The sequence below is a fragment of the Kribbella sp. NPDC003557 genome, from assembly GCF_040610805.1.
Lineage (GTDB): Bacteria > Actinomycetota > Actinomycetes > Propionibacteriales > Kribbellaceae > Kribbella.
In genome coordinates, this window is the sequence record NZ_JBEXMY010000013.1 from 1 (window position 1) to 16,035 (window position 16,035).

Here is a 16,035-nt window from a genome sequence, read left to right on the forward strand (position 1 = left end):
GGAAGTTAAGCCCGCCAGCGCCGATGGTACTGCGACCGGGAGGTCGTGGGAGAGTAGGACGCCGCCGGACATTCACACTGTTAAGGGCCACCCCAATCGGGGTGGCCCTTAACATTTGTGGAGGGTCGGCGGCCGCCGACCAGGACGTCACCTCCGCTGCGGGCGCGGTAACGTTTGTCCGATTACTGCTCTTCAGCATCGTTAGGAGTCACCGTGGCTACGCCACCTCGCAATCCTCGTTCCGGCTCTGGGGACCGTCGCGGTTCCTCCGGAGGCGCCGGCCGCTCGGGCGGTTCCGGTGGTGGACGGTCGGACTCCGGTCGCTCGAACTCAGGTACTGGCCGCACGGGCCCTGGAGCAGGTCGCTCGGGCACGGGCGGCGGAAGTCGTGGAGGCTCTGCCGCCGGCCGTGGCGGCACAGGATCTGGTTGGAGCGGTAGCGGCGCGGGTCGTTCGGGCTCTGGTGGCGGGTCCGGGGCTGGTCGCACGGGTTCCGGCACGGGTCGTACCGGGTCTGGCGCTGGTCGTACCGGTTCCAGCGCGGGGCGTACGGGGTCTGGTGCGGGGCGTGGCGGTTCTGCGGGTGGCGCCGGTGGTCGGAGTGGTGGGCCGAGTCGGCCGGGTGGTTTTGCCGGTGGGCGGTCCGGTGGCTCCGGTGGGCGTTCTGGTGGTTCGTCGTACCGGGATCGGGACGAGAGTTCGTACGAGAACCGGCGGGGGTTTGCCGGCTCTCGAGGAGATGACAAGTCTGAGCGGGATCCGTTCGGCGGGCAGATGTCCGAGCGCGGTGGGCGGGATGATCGCGCGGGTGGATACCGGCGGGATGATCGTGGGTCCGGGCGCGGGCCTGGTGTGGGCCGTGGTGTAGCCGGCTCGCGGCGCGACGGCGGTCGCGACGATCGCGGCGGTGAGGGCCGCGGGTCTTACCGCCGCGATGACCGTGGCGGCGACGACCGCGGTGGCTTCCGGCGAGATGACCGCGGTGGGGACCGGGGCGGGTACCGGCGAGATGACCGCGGTAGTGAGAGCCGTGGGTCCTACCGGCGCGACGACCGTGGCGGCACCGACCGTGGTGGCTACCAGCGTGACGCTCGTGGTGGCGACGACCGTGGTGGGTACCGGCGCGATGATCGTGGTGGTGACGACCGGGGTGGATACCGGCGGGACGACCGTGGTGATGAGCGCGGTGGGTTCCGGCGGGACGAGCGCGGTGGGGACCGGGGCGGGTACCGGCGGGACGAGCGTGGTGCGAGCGGTGGGTCGTACCGGCGGGACGACCGTGGGGACGACGCGCGGGGTGCGCGGCGGGATGAGCGTGGTGGGGACTCGCGGGGGTTCCGGCGGGACGAGCGGTCGGGGGACGACCGTGGGTTCCGGCGGGACGACCGTGGTGATGAGCGTGGTGGGTTCCGGCGGGACGAGCGGGGGGATTCGCGGGGGCGTGGGCTGGCTCGGGCCGGTGGGCCCGGGCGGGGTGAGCGTGGTGGGTTCCGGCGGGACGAGCGGGGTGACTCGCGGGGTCGTTCGGCGACCGGGGATTCGCGTGGGCGGACCGGTGGCCGCGACGAGCGGCGTGGGTCCGGTGGACGTGATGATCGGCGGGACGACCGGCGGGGCGGGTTCCGGCGGGAGGAGCGCGAGGAGAAGGTCGGTCCGCGGCGCGACGACCCGAAGATTCCGGAAGGGATCACCGGTGCCGAGCTCGACCGGTCGGTGAAGGCTGAGCTGCGGTCGCTGCCGCGTACGCTCGCCGACCTGGTGGCGCAGCACCTGGTGGCGTCGGGGCGGTTCCTCGACGAGGACCCGGAGCTGGCGTACCAGCACGCGCGGACGGCGCGGCGGTTGGCTGCGCGGCTCGGCGGCGTACGGGAGGCTGTGGCGATCACGGCGTACCTGGCCGAGCACTACGACGAGGCGCTCACCGAGTTCCGGGCCGTACGGCGGATGACCGGGAACCACGAGGTTCTCGCGATGATGGCCGACTGTGAGCGGGCGCTCGGGCGGCCGGACAAGGCACTGGCGCTGACCAAGGACAAGCACGTCCACGATCTGTCGGAGCCGACTCAGGTCGAGCTGCTGATCGTGGCGGCCGGGGCGCGGCGTGACAAGGGGCAGACCGCGGCGGCGATCCAGATGCTCGAGGTGCCGGAGCTGACCAAGCGGACGCGGGCGGACTGGCTGCCGCGGCTGCGGTACGCGTACGCCGATGCGTTGGCGGAGGCCGGGCGCACCGATGAGGCGCTGGTCTGGTTCCACCGGGCTGCCGGCGTCGACGGTGACGGCCTGACCGGGGCGGCCGAGCGCGCCGCCGAGCTCGAAGGCCTCGAGTTCACCGACCTCGACGAGGACGACACCGTCCTGGACGACGAGTACCTCGAGGACGAGGACGACGACCCCACCGACGTGGAGGACAGCGCCGACGTGGAGGACACGGACGACGCGGCTGACGCCGGCGATGTGGCCGATGCGGACGATGTGGCCGACGTCGTCGATGTGGCCGACACGGCTGACCTGGACGACGCGGTCGACGTCGTCGACGCGGCTGACGCGGCTGACGCGGCTGACCTGGACGACGTAGACGACGCAGAAGACGCGGAAGACGTGGATGACGGGGACCGCGTGGTTGATGTCGTCGATGCGGCTGACGCGGGCGATGTGGTCGACGCGGGCGTGGCTTCCGGTGGCGTGGGTGACACGGGTGGCGTGGACGGGGTGGCTCGGGTGGACGACGATGGGGAGTCGGACGGGGAGTCCAAGAGCAGCGAGGAGTAGCGCGTGGGGGTTGCGAGCGCACCGGTGGCCGGCGACGCGGTGGGGGCGCTGGTGGGGGCGGCGCTCGCCAAAGGCGCGCGCCGGCTCGAGAAGGCTGTCGGGATGGTGGAGAACGGCGAGGACGACGCCATTCATCAGGTCCGGGTGTCCTGCCGGCGGCTGCGGAGCGACCTGAAGCTGTTCCGCAAGCTGCTGGCAGGGGACTGGGCGACCGACCTGCGCGCGGACCTGGCGGCGCTCGCACAGGCCTGTGGCGAAGCGCGTGACCTCGAGGTGATCGCCGAACTCGTCCGCGAGAGCGCCAGCAGCGAGGACAACCAGGAGCACGTCGACACGATCCTGACCACCCTCACACTCGGCCTGGAGCGCGCCGCGGCCCGCTCCGCCGAGGTCGTCCTCGGCGAATCCACCCAGGCCCTGCTCACCACCATCGAAGCCGTCGCGGCGGGCCCCGACCTCAACGCCAAGGCAGCCAAGCCCTGCAGCGAGGTCCTCCCGCAGCTCCTGCGATCCGCCACGGTCAAGTTCACCCAGGAAGCCGACAAGCTCAAGCCCTGGACGTCCGACGACGACTGGCACGAGGTGCGGTTGCTGGCGAAGCGAGTCCGGTACGCCGCCGACACCAGCGCGTCCGTACTCGGTGACGAAGCAAGAGCCACCGCAGCACACGCAGCGACGTACCAGGAGCTACTGGGCCAGCACCAGGACCACTGCGCCGCGGCAGACGCCCTGACTGCCATGGCAGTCGACGCAGCCGCTCAGGACGACCCGGAGCTCTCTTTCACCCTCGGACGGCTCACAGAGCGCCACAGGGCCGCGCGGAAGCCGCTTCGCGAGCAGTTCCTCAGCCTGTACCACCGGCCCTGACCCCTCACAGCGTCCGGAACAGCAGACCCACCCGCGGCTTGGGGCCGAACGACGTCGCCTTCTGCGGCAGGGCAACGCCGAGCGCGGCTGACCGCAGTACCTGGTCCATCCGCGGAGCTGTGAGCTCTACAGCGGCCTGTTGAGGGCCAGCCAGCGCCAGCGCGTCGGCCAGCGTGTGATGGAACGTGATGTCGTCCTCGACCACACCCCACGCCGGCAACAGCACATCGTGCAACAACGTCACCCAGGGCGCCGGGGAAGTGGTGTGAAGAGTCAGCCAGCTGGAACCGTCGGTGACTGAGATCCGGTCCGGGTCACCCTCCGCGCGGCCCGGCCGCACCTGCCAGTCGGACGGCGTACGGGACTGCACTGTCGCCAGATCAAGACCCGGCACAACGCGGTGGATCGGGTCCAGCGTCAACGGATGCCGGACGTAGTCGACCAGCATCGCCAGACCGACGTCAGCGCTCGGCCGGTACGGCTCCCGCAGTTGGCGCTCCAGGTACGCCGCATACCGGTGGTGCCCGTCCGCGATGACCGCCTCGTGCTTGGCGAGCTCCGCCTCGATCGTCGCCAGCACCGCAGGGTCGTCGATCCGCCAGATGGTGTGCTCGGCGCCGTTGTACGTCTCAGCCTCCAGCCACGGCTCGCCGGACCGCGCCGCGTCCACAGCATCGCTGGCCGCGCCCCCGTCCGCGTAGGCCAGCAGAATCGGCTCCAGGTCGGCGTCCGTGGCCTCCATCAGCCGTAGCCGGTCGTCGACCCAGTGCGGCATCACGTCCTCGTGCGGCAGCACCACCTGACGCGTCGGGTCCAGGCGCAGCGAACCGACCAGCCCGCACAGTACGGCGTTCCCCAGGCGCTGCTCGTACACGTACAACGCGGGCCGCTCGTCCTGCACCACGACGCCGTCCCGCTGCCACCCGGCGAGCCGCTGCGCGGGTTCGTCGTACCGGGCCGGGCCGAGGTCCGGATCGCGTGGAAGGATGAGCCTCACCATGTTGTGCAGATCAGAATCAGTCAGCCGCCGGACGATGGCGGGTTCCAGCACGTCGTACGGCGGCGACGTGACCGCGCCGAGCGCACTCACCTTGCCCGCGACGAACCGCCAGGCACGCAGTGGGTCGAGTCGCAGCACCGCCCTGGCATCCGGCATGCGCGGAATCGTACGGGGTGAAGCATGAGCGCGGAACGTCAATCGCCGCAGCCGCTGTCGGCGTGTGACGAACCGCTCGCGAGCCGGTACGACGTGGCGCTGCTGGACCTGGACGGCGTCGTGTACGTCGGCCCGGATCCGGTCCCGGACGCGCCGGAGAACCTCCGCAAGGCCGCCAAGGAAGGCATGCGGATCGGGTACATCACGAACAACGCGAGCCGGCCGGCCCGGGTCGTTGCCGAGCACCTCGCGTCGTTCGGGCTGGACGTGATCGCCGACGACGTCGTCACCTCGGCGCAGGCGGCCGCGAAGCTGATCGCGAGCGAGTTCCCCAAGGGGTCCCCGGTGCTCGTGGTCGGCGGCGAGGGGCTGCACGTCGCGCTCGAGGAGTACGGGCTGACGCCGGTGCGGTCGAGCGACGCGCGGCCGGTCGCCGTCGTGCAGGGCTTCCACCCGGACGTGAACTGGGTGATGCTCGCCGACGGCGCGCACGCGATCAACGAGGGCGCGAAGTGGTTCGCGACGAACCTCGACCTGACGATCCCCACCGCGGGCGGCAAGGCGCCGGGCAACGGCACGCTGGTGCAGGCGGTCCGGGCCGCTGTCGACGTGGACCCGGTGGTCGCCGGCAAGCCCGAGCCGCCGCTGCTGGAGACCAGCATCGAGCGGCTGGAAGCCCAGCGGCCGTTGATGATCGGGGACCGGCTGGACTCCGACATCGAGGGCGCGAACGCGGTCGGCATCGCGAGCCTGTGGGTGGCGACCGGCGTCAACGACGCGTACGACCTGGCGCGGGCGCCGAGGCACCAGCGCCCGACGTACGTCGCGGCCGGGCTCGGTGCGCTGGCCGAGAAGCAGGCCGGCGTGACCGTCGAGGGCGCGAAGCACACCTCGGGCGGCTGGACGGCGGAGGTCGTGAACAACGCCGTTGCCGTGAAGGGCGAGGGCGCGCCGTACGACGGACTCCGCGCGATCCTGTCGGCGGTCTGGGCCGCGGTCGACGCGCCCGCCGAACCGCCCAAGCCCACCAAGGCCACCCGAGGTCGCCGCCCCCGCCCGAAGCCAGCGCCCACGGCCGACTCCATCGCCCTGGACGCCGCCCTGCACCGCATCGGGCTCGACAAGTAGGGCCCGGACCACGGGGGTGGCTGGTATTGCGGCGGCGAGGCGATACCGTTGCTGGGGACGATGCGAGGAGGCAGTCATGGTGTTGGACGCACTGCGCGGCTACGTACAACTGGCGAGCGGCTTGACCGAGGTCACCAAGCAGAAGGCCCAGACGGCTGCGAAGGCGTTGCTGCAGCAGACCGGAGCGGACGCGCTGACCAGCAGAGCGAGTGAGCTGGCCGACGAGATCGTTGCCACCAGCAAGAGCAACCGGCAGCTGCTGCAGGCGATCGTGTCGAACGAGGTCGAGGGCGCGGTCGCGCGGCTCGGGTTCGTGCGCTCCGAGGAGGTCGCGGCGCTCACCCGCCGGGTGAAGGCGCTGGAGACCGAGCTCGCCGAGGCGCACGCCGCCGCGTCCGAGCGGGTCGCCGAGCCGGCGCCTGGCCTGGACGACGTGGACGACGTCGTCGAGGCGACCGTGGTCGACGCTCCGGTTCCGGCCAAGAAGGCTGCGAAGAAGGCGGCCAAGAAGAGCGCCCCGGCGAAGAAGGCGGCCAAGAAGGCTCCGGCGAAGAAGACCGCGAAGAAGGCCTGACATGACCGAGCATCCCGGCGAGCAGTTCCCACCGGACGTGGACCCGGACGTCGAGCCCGGTCAGGAGCCGGACCGTTACGACGAGCCGCAGACCCACCCCGACTACGACACCGAGCCCGGTGCCCAGGACGCCGCTGAGCACCCCGCCGAGCACGTCGACCCCGCGGAGGTCGAGTTCGGCCCGGAGTTCGCCCGTGCCCCCGGCGAGGAACACGAACACTCCTTCCACGCAGGCTCCGCGGAGGACCCGGCAGAGGAGGGCGGCCACCCGCTGGTCGAGGAGACCATGGGGCGCCTGGACGAGCTGCGGGACAAGCCGGTGAGCGAGCACGGCGAGGTGTACGCCGACCTGCACGAGCGGCTCCAGACCGCCCTGGTCGAGGCCGACGCCGAGCAGGGCGAGCGGGGATAGCCGGAAACCCCGAGTGGCCAAAGGAGTCAAGCGGTCGCGACTCGATGCCGAGCTGGTCCGGCGTGGGCTCGCCCGCTCACGTGAGCACGCGAGCGAGCTGATCGCGGCCGGCAAGGTGAAGGTTTCGGGAACGGTGGCCGGCAAGCCCGCGACCGGGGTCGGTGCGGACGCCCCGATCGTCGTCGACACGTCGGAGCACGAGGACCCCGGCTACGCGAGCCGCGGCGCGCACAAGCTGATCGGCGCGCTCGAGGCGTTTCCGGCGGTGCGGGTCAAGGGCCGTCGCGCGCTCGACGCCGGTGCGTCGACCGGCGGTTTCACCGACGTACTGCTGCGCAACGAGGCCGCGCACGTGATCGCCGTCGACGTCGGGTACGGCCAGCTGGTGTGGGCGTTGCAGACCGACGAGCGGGTCACGGTGATGGACCGGACGAACGTCCGGACGCTGACCCCGGCCGACATCGGCGGCGAACCGGTCGACCTCGTGGTCAGCGACCTGAGCTTCATCAGCCTCACGCTGGTGCTGCCCGCGCTGATCGGCGTGGTGACGCCGGACGGCGATCTGGTGCTGATGGTGAAGCCCCAGTTCGAGGTCGGCAAGGAGCGGCTCGGCAAGGGCGGAGTCGTCCGGGACCCCGAACTCCGCGCGGACGCGGTCAGGAATGTCGCCGCCAAGGCGCACGAGCTGGGCTGGGGGATCGAGGGTGTCGCGGCCAGCCCGTTGCCTGGACCGTCAGGAAATGTCGAATACTTCCTGTGGATACGCAGGGAAGCACCGCCTCTCGATGAGACGATGCTGCAAACCGCGATCGAGCGCGGTCCACAGTGAGTGGGAGGCAGGGTGGCTGAGCACGAGCCGCGGCGCGTGCTGCTGGTGACGCACACCGGCCGGGAGCAGGCGGTCGAGGTGGCCCGCGACGCGCACCGGCTGCTGACCGGCGCCGGGATGCTGGTCCGGCTGCTCGGCGGCGAGGCCGACGAGCTCAAGCTCGACCCGGCCGAGATCGTCGACGACCCGGAGAAGGCCGCCAACGACGTCGAGCTGATCATGGTGCTCGGCGGCGACGGCTCGATCCTGCGCGGCGCCGAGCTCGCCCGCCCGCACGGCACACCGGTGCTCGGGGTGAACCTGGGCCATGTCGGGTTCCTGGCCGAGGCCGAGGTCGACGACCTGGAGCGGATCGTCCAGGTGGTGGTGGACCGCAGCTACACGGTCGAGGAGCGGATGACGCTGGCCGTCGACGTCCGGCTCGACGGCAACCTGATCTTCGAGACCTGGGCGCTGAACGAGGCGAGTGTCGAGAAGGCCGCCCGGGAGAAGATGCTCGAGGTCCTGGTCGAGGTGGACGACCGGCCGCTGTCGCGGTGGGGCTGTGACGGTGTCGTGGTCGCGACCCCGACCGGCAGTACGGCGTACGCGTTCTCGGCCGGCGGGCCGATCGTCTGGCCGGAGGTCGAGGCGATCCTGCTGGTGCCGCTGAGCGCGCACGCGCTGTTCTCGCGGCCGATCGTGGTGGCGCCGACGTCGCGGCTGTCGATCGAGCTGGTCCCGTCCTGGCACGGGCGCGGCGTGCTGTGGTGTGACGGCCGGCGGATGGTCGAGGTGCCGCCCGGCGCCGAGATCCAGGTCCGGCGTGGTTCGGTGCCGGTCCGGCTGGCCCGGGCCCACGAGGCGCCGTTCACCGACCGGCTGGTGGCGAAGTTCGACCTCCCGGTGCTCGGCTGGCGTGGGGCCGCCGAGCGCAAACGCAACGGCAGCAACGGTCAACAGGAGAACTGATGCTTTCGGAGATCCGCATCACCGGGCTGGGCGTGATCGAGGACGCGACGCTGGACCTCGACCCGGGCTTCACCGCCGTCACCGGCGAGACCGGGGCCGGCAAGACGATGGTCGTGACCGGCGTGAACATGTTGCTCGGCGGCCGCGCCGACAGCGGTCTGGTGCGGCACGGGACGCGCCGCGCCCGCGTGGAGGGCCGCGCGAGCGCCGTACCGCGGGCGATCGTGCAGCAGGCGGAGGACCGTGGCGGTGAGCTCGACGACGACGAGCTGCTGATCGCGCGCGAGCTGTCGTCGGAGGGGCGGTCGCGAGCCTTTCTCGGTGGCGCGTCCGTCCCGGTGTCGGTGCTGGGGGAGGTCTCCGGCGATCTCGTCGCGATCCACGGACAGGCCGACCAGTGGCGGCTGCTGCAGCCGGCGCGGCAGCGCGAGACGCTGGACACCTTTGCGGGCAAGGCGGTCCTGGTGCCGCTGCAGGAGTACTCCGCGGCGTACAAGCGGCACCGCGACGTCGAGGCCGAGCTGACCGAGCTGACCACCCGCGAGCGCGAGCGCCTCGCCGAGGCTGATCTGCTGCGGTTCGGCCTGGACGAGGTCGCGAAGGCCGAGCCGTTGCCCGGTGAGGACGCCGAGCTCGCGGCCGAGGAAGAACGCCTCGCGTACGCCGACGGTCTGCGGACCGCGGCGACGACGGCGGCCGACGCGCTGGCGTCGGAGGACCTCGACGCCACCCGGCCGAATGACGTGCTCGGCCTGCTGGCGTTGGCGAAACAGGTTCTGGACGGGGAGCGTGAGCACGACGCGAAGCTCGCGGAGCTGGCCGATCGAGCCGGCGAGCTCGGCTACCTCGCGGCCGACCTGGCGCAGGAGCTCTCGTCGTACGCCGCTGATGTCGACACGGATCCGGCCCGGCTGGCGGTGGTGAGCGAGCGGCGGGCGTTGCTCACCAACCTCGTGCGCAAGTACGGCGCCGACCAGGGCACCGTGGACGAGGTCATCGAGTGGACGAAGCGGTCGGCCGAGCGGCTGGCCGAGCTCGACGGCAGCGACGAGCGGGTGGAGCAGTTGACGGCCGAGCTGGCCGAGCTGGACGCGACGCTCGCCGACCTCGGCCGGCAGATGCGGGAGGCCCGGATCGAGGCGGCCGAGCGGCTCGGCGTCGCGGTGTCGGAGGAGCTGACCGGGCTGGCGATGCCGCACGCGAAGCTGTCGGTCGAGGTGCACGAGACCACGCCCGGCCCGTTCGGCATCGACGAGGTCGAGTTCTGCTTCGCGGCGAACCCGGGCAGTCCGGCCCGCCCGCTGCAGAAGGCGGCGTCCGGCGGTGAGTTGTCCCGGGTGATGCTGGCGCTCGAGGTGATCCTGTCCGACACGCACCCGGTGCCGACGCTGGTGTTCGACGAGATCGACGCCGGGATCGGCGGCCGCGCCGCGGTCGAGGTCGGCAAGCGGCTGGCCCGGCTGGCGGAGAAGGCGCAGGTGATCGTGGTCACCCACCTGCCGCAGGTCGCGGCGTTCGCGGACCGTCATGCCGTCGTCCTGAAGAGCGACGACGGGTCCGTCACCACGAGTGGTCTGGTCGCGCTCGACGACGACGCCCGGTTGAAGGAGCTGTCCCGGATGATGGCCGGCCTGGAGAACTCCGACGCCGCGCAGGCGCATGCCGAGGAGCTGCTCGCGCTGGCGGCCGAGCGCCACAAACCGCGACGGAAGAGTCGTTCAAAAGGATGATTTGACGCACAGTCACTGTTATTTCAGTGCGTGAACAAGTCCCTCGCCGGGTAAATGAGCCGGGAGAGGGCTCTTGACATGGCAGGATGAGGGTGCGATGAAACTGCCCAGCCTGCGGAGAGCACGACCCACTGAACTGCCCGGCATCACCGGCGTGGTCCGGCTGGATCGGCGTACCAAGAATCTCACCAAACGGCTCAAGCCGGGGGAGATCGCGGTCATCGACCATGTCGACCTGGACCGGGTGAGCGCCGAGGCCCTCGTCGACTGCCGGGTCGCCGCCGTGGTGAACGTGGCCGACTCGATCAGCGGCCGGTACCCGAACCTCGGCCCGGAGATCCTCGTCGAAGCGGGTATCCCGCTCGTCGACGGCGTCGGCCGCGAGGTGTTCTCGGTCCTGCACGAGGGCGAGCAGGTGCGGCTCGACGAGGGCACGCTGTACCGCGGCCAGGAGGTGGTCGCGAAGGGCCTGTCGCAGGACAGCCAATCGGTCGCGCAGCTGATGGACGACGCGCGCGCCGGGCTGTCCACGCAGCTCGAGGCCTTCACCGCGAACACGCTGGAGTACCTGCGCCGCGAGAAGGACCTGCTGCTCGACGGCGTCGGCGTGCCGGAGATCCACACGCCGATGGAAGGCAAGCACGTCCTGATCGTGGTCCGCGGGTACGACTACCGCGACGACCTGGTCGCGCTGAAGCCCTACATCCGTGAGTACCGGCCGGTGCTGATCGGGGTCGACGGCGGCGCGGACGCGCTGGTCGAGAACGGGTACGCCCCGGACCTGATCGTCGGCGACATGGACTCGGTGAAGGACGACACGCTGAAGTCGGGCGCCGAGGTGGTCGTGCACGCGTACCGCGACGGCCGCGCGCCGGGCTCGGAGCGGCTGGAGCGGCTCGGTGTCGAGTCGATCGAGTTCCCGGCCACCGGGACCAGCGAGGACGTCGCGATGCTGCTGGCCGACTCCAAGGGCGCGTCGCTGATCGTCGCGGTCGGCACCCACAACTCGCTGGTGGAGTTCCTCGACAAGGGGCGCTCCGGTATGGCCAGCACGTTCATCACCCGGTTGCGGGTCGGTGCCAAGCTGGTGGACGCCAAGGGCGTCGGCCGGCTGTACCGCAGCCGGGTCTCGACGCTGCAGGTGGTCGCGTTGATGGTGGCCGGCCTGTTCGCGGTCGGGGTGGCGATGGTCGCCATCGGCGCCGACGACGTCGTCTGGTCGATCCTGCGGGCGCGCTGGAGCGACTTCGTCTACTGGATCCGGGAGCTGTTCACGTGATCGACTTTCGCTACCACATCGTCTCGATCGTGGCGATCTTCTTCGCCCTGGGCGCCGGTGTGGTGCTCGGCGCCGGGCCGCTGAAGAGCACCGGCAAGGACTTCGTCGCCAGCCAGGCCGAGAAGGACCGGCAGCAGCTGGCCGACGCCCGGGCCGAGCTGGTGCAGGTGAAGGCGCTCGACAAGTACCGCGACGACTACGTCGCGAAGGTCACCGCCGGGATGACGAGCGGCAAGCTGGCGAACAAGAAGATCGCGATCGTCACGATGCCGAACGCGGACAACGACCTGACCAACAGCGTGCAGGACGAGGTCGAGAAGGCCGGCGCCGTCGTCAGCACCAAGGTCGCGCTGGACACGAAGCTGTTCGACACCGGGCAGCGGCAGCTCGTCGAGACGCTGGTCAACCAGCTGGTCACCGCGGACATGGACATCCCGACCGACAGCACGACGTACCAGCGGGCCGGGCTGCTGCTCGCCCGCGGGATCGCGGCCAAGGAGGACGGCAAGACCGGCGACGCCGACTCGACCAAGGTGATCAGCGGGATGACCGGCGCGAAGCTGCTGTCGCTGAAGCCGTCGCAGATCAAGGACCGGGCGACGCTGGTGCTGGTGATCGCGGCGAAGCCGCCGACGCCGCTGCCGGACAACTCGGCGTACAACGACAGTGTCGACTTCATCGAGGGCCTGGACACCGGCAGCGGCGGTGCCGTGGTCGCGGGGACGCCGGCGACCGCGGGCGACGGCGGACTGCTCAAGGCCTTGCGGAGTGACTCCGAGGCCACCAAGATCGTTTCCTCGGTGGACGTGGCCGACATCCCCGCCGGACAGGCAACGGTCGTCTTCTCGCTGGTCGAGCAGGCGGAAGGCAAGGCGGGGCAGTACGGCGCGATCAACGCGAAGAACGGCGTCGCGCCGTCGGCCGTACAGACTAAGGACAACTGACGTGGGAATTCTCAGCGCCGCCATCGCCGCGGCCGCTACCGCCGGGCTGGAGCGCGCGGCGGAGAAGCTGCCGAAGGAGAACCGGGAGCCGTTCGTGCGCACCAACCACCGCGGTGAGCCGGTGACGCTGCTCGAGGGCCCGGTGGCGGTGCTCGGCGCGCTGGCCGGTGTCGCGGCGTCGCGCGGCAACGGCAAGGTGAAGACGGCCGCCCTGGTCGCCGGTGCCGTGTCGGGCGCGGTCGGTGCGTACGACGACTTGCGCGGAACCACGCAGGCGAAGGGTTTCCGCGGTCACCTGAGCGCGTTGAAGCGCGGTGAGGTGACGAGCGGCGCGGTGAAGATCCTCGGTGTCGGCGCGGCCGGGATCGCGGCCGCGGCGCTGCTGCCGCGGAAGTCGCGTGGCGTGCAGGCTGTCGCCGGGGTCGTTGCCGACGGCGCCCTGATCGCCGGCACGGCGAACCTCACCAACCTGCTCGACCTGCGTCCGGGCCGTGCGCTGAAGGCTGTCGCCGCGGTGAACGCGCCGCTGGCGGTCGTGAGCGGTCCGGCCGCCGCCGTCGTCGGTGCCGCGGCCGCGTCCGCGCCGTCCGACCTCGGCGAACGCTCGATGCTGGGCGACTGCGGCGCGAACGGTCTGGGCGCCATCACCGGCACGGCGCTCGCTGCGTCGCTGCCGCGTCCGCTCAAGACCCTCGTCCTGGCGGCCGTCGTCGGCCTGAACCTGGCCAGCGAGAAGGTCAGCTTCACCAAGGTGATCGCCGACACCCCCGTGCTCGACAAGATCGACCAGTGGGGCCGACGCCCCAGGTGAGCAGACTCGCCCGCGCTGCTCTGATTGTCGCGGCCGTCACTGTTCTGGCGCGGGTTGTCGGGTTCGGGCGGTGGCTGGTTTTCTCCAAGACCGTCGGTGCCGGCTGTTTGGCCGAGGCTTACACGACGGCGAACCAGCTGCCGAACATCCTGTTCGAAGTCGTCGCCGGCGGAGCGCTTGCGGGTGCGGTGATTCCGGTGCTGGCCGGGCCGGTGGCGCGCGGGGACCGGGCGGCGCAGGGGCGGATCATCGGGGCGTTGCTGTCCTGGTCGTTCGTGCTGCTGGCCCCGGTCGCCTTGCTGGCTTGGCTTCTGGCCGGGCAGTACACCGACGCGATGCTGGACCCCGGCGCGGATTGCGGCTCGTCGACGGCGACCGCGACCCGGATGCTGGCCATCTTCGTACCGCAGGTCTTCGGGTACGCCGTGGCGGTGGTTGCCACGGCCGTTCTCCAGTCCCACAAGCGTTTCGCGGCCGGTGCCTGGGCCCCGCTGATCTCTAGCCTGGTCGTCGTCGGCACGTATTTCCTGTTCGCCGCGGCGGCACCGAATGCGGACAGTGCTTCGCAAGGCGCGACCGACCTTTTGGCCTGGGGTACCACAGCTGGTGTGCTCGCTCTTGCGCTGACAGTGCTGGTCCCGATGCTCGTGCTTCGCCTGCCGATCAGACCGACGCTAAGACTCGACCCCGGTGTCGGACCGGTCCTGCGGAAGCTCGCAGTCGCCGGCCTGGCCGTACTTGTCGCGCAACAGCTCACCTTCGTCGTCACGACGTACCTGGCCAACCACCGTGGCGTGGCAGGCAGCATCGCTGTCTACACCTGGGCAAACGCGGTCTACCTGCTGCCGTACGCGGTGCTGGCTGTGCCGATCACCACGGCCGTCTTCCCGCGGCTGGCCGCAGCCTTCCAGTCAGGGGAGGGCTTCGACCGCTACGCGGCGGCCTCTACGCGAGCGGTCATGCTGGCGGGTGGAGCCGGTGCCGCACTGCTCGTCGGTACGGCGGTGCCGGTCGCGCGGATCTTCGCGTACGACGACGGCGCCGTGCAGGAGTCGCGGGCGTCGGCGCTGGTCGACGCGTTGCTGTTCTTCGCACCAGCGGCGATCGGGTTCGCCGTACTGATGCATGCCGGTCGGGTGCTCTATGCACGACATCGCGGGCGTGAGGTCGCAGTCGTGACCTCTGGTGCGTGGGTGCTCGTCGCGGTTGCCGGTGTGGTGCTGACTGCCCAGTGGGCCGCAGTACCTGCCCTGGCGGCGGCCATGTCGGTCGGGATGGTGGCCGGCGCCGTCGTACTGCTGCTGGCCCTCTGGCGCGAAGCGGGAGGCGGAGCGCTCGCAGGGCTGCCCCGTGCGACGCTGGCCGCGCTGACAGGTGCTGCGCTGGCCGGCGCGGCGGGCTGGGCCGTCTCCGTACCGGCCGGAGACGCCGGTCCGGGCAAGGCGGTGGTGTTCGCCGTACTCTCCGGGCTGGCTGTCGTCGTCGTGTACGCCGTGGTCGTGTTTGCATTGGATCGCGCGGACGCCCGCGCACTCGTTCGACGGGAGAAACCATGAGGATCGGGCTGCTGCTCGCGGAGTCGCGGGGCGGCATCGGGCAGCATGTCGCCTCGCTGGTGCCGCGGTTCGTGAGCGCCGGTCACGAGGTGCTGGTGTGCGCCCCGCCGGGCACGGCCGAGCACTTCGACTTCGCTCCGGCGACGGTCGTCTCCCAGGCCGCGGGGCTGCGTGGCTGCGACGTGATCCACGCGCACGGCTACCGCGCCGGCATGACCGCGCTGCGCGACCGGTCGAGGCTGCGCCCGCTGGTCGTCACCTGGCACAACGCGGTGATCACGCCCGGCCCCAAGGGCCTCGTGATGCGGATGGGACAGCGGCTGGTTGCCAGAGGCGCCGACGTGACTCTGGGCGCGTCCAGCGACCTCGTGGAGCTCGCCAGGAGCCTTGGCGCCCGCAACGCGCAGCTCGCACCTGTCGCCGCTCCGGCGATGCCACAGATCCGGACGCCGCGTGCAGAGGTACGCCGGGATCTCGGCCTCGGCGACCGTCGTGTCGTGCTCACGGTGGGTCGTCTGGCGCCGCAGAAGGACTACCCGACATTGCTGTCCGTGGCTGCCCGCGTCCACGAGTCGACTCCGGACGCTGTGTTCGTCGTCGTCGGTGACGGGCCGCTGCGGGACAACCTGCAGGCGCGGATCGACGCGGAGCAACTCCCCGTCCGGCTGCTCGGCCATCGCGGCGACGTGGCCGATCTGCTCGGTGCGGCCGATGTGTTTCTGCTCACATCGCACTGGGAGGCCCGCGCGCTGGTGCTGCAGGAGGCGATGCAGGTCGGCGTACCCGTGGTGTCGACCGCGGTCGGCGGCGTGCCCGAACTCGTCGGCGACAGCGCTGTCCTGGCGTTTCCCGGTGACGTGGACGGGCTGGCGGACGGCGTCCGGGCGGTCCTGGCGGAGCCCGACACCGCGAACGCTATGCGGACACGTGGCCGCGAGTTGGCCGCCCGGTGGATGGACGAGGACGCGGTGGCGAAGAATCTGCTCGACATCTACGCGGGTCTCGTCGCGACCGGTGGTTGACAAG

The 16,035-nt window shown here is 71.2% G+C and carries 15 protein-coding genes; 14 read left to right on the plus strand and 1 reads right to left on the minus strand.

Annotated elements, in window-relative coordinates; translation table 11 throughout:
* Positions 1 to 907 precede the first annotated feature (907 nt).
* From ABZW60_RS38275 to ABZW60_RS38285, 3 genes are read left to right on the plus strand one after another with little or no spacing between them, the layout of a single operon-like run.
* On the plus strand, positions 908 to 1,717 hold the full coding sequence (locus ABZW60_RS38275) for a hypothetical protein (protein ID WP_355485469.1): 810 nt from the start codon (positions 908 to 910) through the stop codon (positions 1,715 to 1,717).
* On the plus strand, positions 1,714 to 2,772 hold the full coding sequence (locus ABZW60_RS38280) for a hypothetical protein (RefSeq protein WP_355485471.1): 1,059 nt from the start codon (positions 1,714 to 1,716) through the stop codon (positions 2,770 to 2,772). The genes ABZW60_RS38275 and ABZW60_RS38280 overlap by 4 nt, the downstream gene beginning before the upstream one ends.
* 3 nt (positions 2,773 to 2,775) lie before the next feature.
* Positions 2,776 to 3,639, plus strand: coding sequence for a CHAD domain-containing protein (locus ABZW60_RS38285; RefSeq protein ID WP_355485473.1), 864 nt, complete (start codon positions 2,776 to 2,778; stop codon positions 3,637 to 3,639).
* A gap of 4 nt (positions 3,640 to 3,643) precedes the next feature.
* On the opposite strand, the gene ABZW60_RS38290 is transcribed toward ABZW60_RS38285, so the two are convergent.
* Positions 3,644 to 4,795, minus strand: a complete 1,152-nt coding sequence (locus ABZW60_RS38290; RefSeq protein WP_355485474.1) for a DUF1015 domain-containing protein — start codon at positions 4,793 to 4,795, stop codon at positions 3,644 to 3,646.
* A gap of 24 nt (positions 4,796 to 4,819) precedes the next feature.
* Here ABZW60_RS38290 and ABZW60_RS38295 point away from each other — a divergent pair, with 24 nt between their 5' ends.
* From ABZW60_RS38295 to ABZW60_RS38345, 11 genes are all read left to right on the plus strand, one after another.
* Positions 4,820 to 5,923 carry an HAD-IIA family hydrolase gene (locus ABZW60_RS38295; RefSeq protein ID WP_355485476.1) on the plus strand — a complete coding sequence of 368 codons (1,104 nt, stop codon included), beginning with the start codon at positions 4,820 to 4,822 and terminating at the stop codon, positions 5,921 to 5,923.
* A gap of 76 nt (positions 5,924 to 5,999) precedes the next feature.
* Entirely contained in the window at positions 6,000 to 6,497 is a 498-nt protein-coding gene (locus ABZW60_RS38300; protein WP_355485478.1) for a polyhydroxyalkanoate synthesis protein PhaF, read from the plus strand.
* A gap of 1 nt (position 6,498) precedes the next feature.
* A complete protein-coding gene (locus ABZW60_RS38305; protein ID WP_355485480.1) occupies positions 6,499 to 6,909 on the plus strand; it encodes a hypothetical protein in 411 nt (136 codons plus the stop codon).
* Between the two features lie 13 nt (positions 6,910 to 6,922).
* Entirely contained in the window at positions 6,923 to 7,738 is an 816-nt protein-coding gene (locus ABZW60_RS38310; protein WP_355485482.1) for a TlyA family RNA methyltransferase, read from the plus strand.
* Between the two features lie 12 nt (positions 7,739 to 7,750).
* Positions 7,751 to 8,689 carry an NAD kinase gene (locus tag ABZW60_RS38315; protein ID WP_355485484.1) on the plus strand — a complete coding sequence of 313 codons (939 nt, stop codon included), beginning with the start codon at positions 7,751 to 7,753 and terminating at the stop codon, positions 8,687 to 8,689.
* Positions 8,689 to 10,419: a DNA repair protein RecN gene (gene recN / locus ABZW60_RS38320; protein WP_355485486.1), complete on the plus strand. Its 1,731-nt coding sequence runs from the start codon at positions 8,689 to 8,691 to the stop codon at positions 10,417 to 10,419. Before ABZW60_RS38315 ends, recN begins: the two co-directional genes overlap by 1 nt.
* A 97-nt stretch (positions 10,420 to 10,516) precedes the next feature.
* A complete protein-coding gene (steA, locus tag ABZW60_RS38325) occupies positions 10,517 to 11,698 on the plus strand; it encodes a putative cytokinetic ring protein SteA (protein WP_355485488.1) in 1,182 nt (393 codons plus the stop codon).
* Positions 11,695 to 12,642 carry a copper transporter gene (locus ABZW60_RS38330; protein WP_355485489.1) on the plus strand — a complete coding sequence of 316 codons (948 nt, stop codon included), beginning with the start codon at positions 11,695 to 11,697 and terminating at the stop codon, positions 12,640 to 12,642. Before steA ends, ABZW60_RS38330 begins: the two co-directional genes overlap by 4 nt.
* Before the next feature lies 1 nt (position 12,643).
* Positions 12,644 to 13,453: a hypothetical protein gene (locus ABZW60_RS38335; protein WP_355485491.1), complete on the plus strand. Its 810-nt coding sequence runs from the start codon at positions 12,644 to 12,646 to the stop codon at positions 13,451 to 13,453.
* Positions 13,432 to 15,009 (plus strand): lipid II flippase MurJ, encoded by a 1,578-nt coding sequence (locus ABZW60_RS38340; protein ID WP_355485493.1) that lies wholly within the window; start codon positions 13,432 to 13,434, stop codon positions 15,007 to 15,009. The genes ABZW60_RS38335 and ABZW60_RS38340 overlap by 22 nt, the downstream gene beginning before the upstream one ends.
* Complete coding sequence (locus ABZW60_RS38345) at positions 15,006 to 16,031, plus strand: glycosyltransferase family 4 protein (RefSeq protein ID WP_355485495.1); 1,026 nt, start codon at positions 15,006 to 15,008, stop codon at positions 16,029 to 16,031. The genes ABZW60_RS38340 and ABZW60_RS38345 overlap by 4 nt, the downstream gene beginning before the upstream one ends.
* Positions 16,032 to 16,035: the final 4 nt, after the last annotated feature.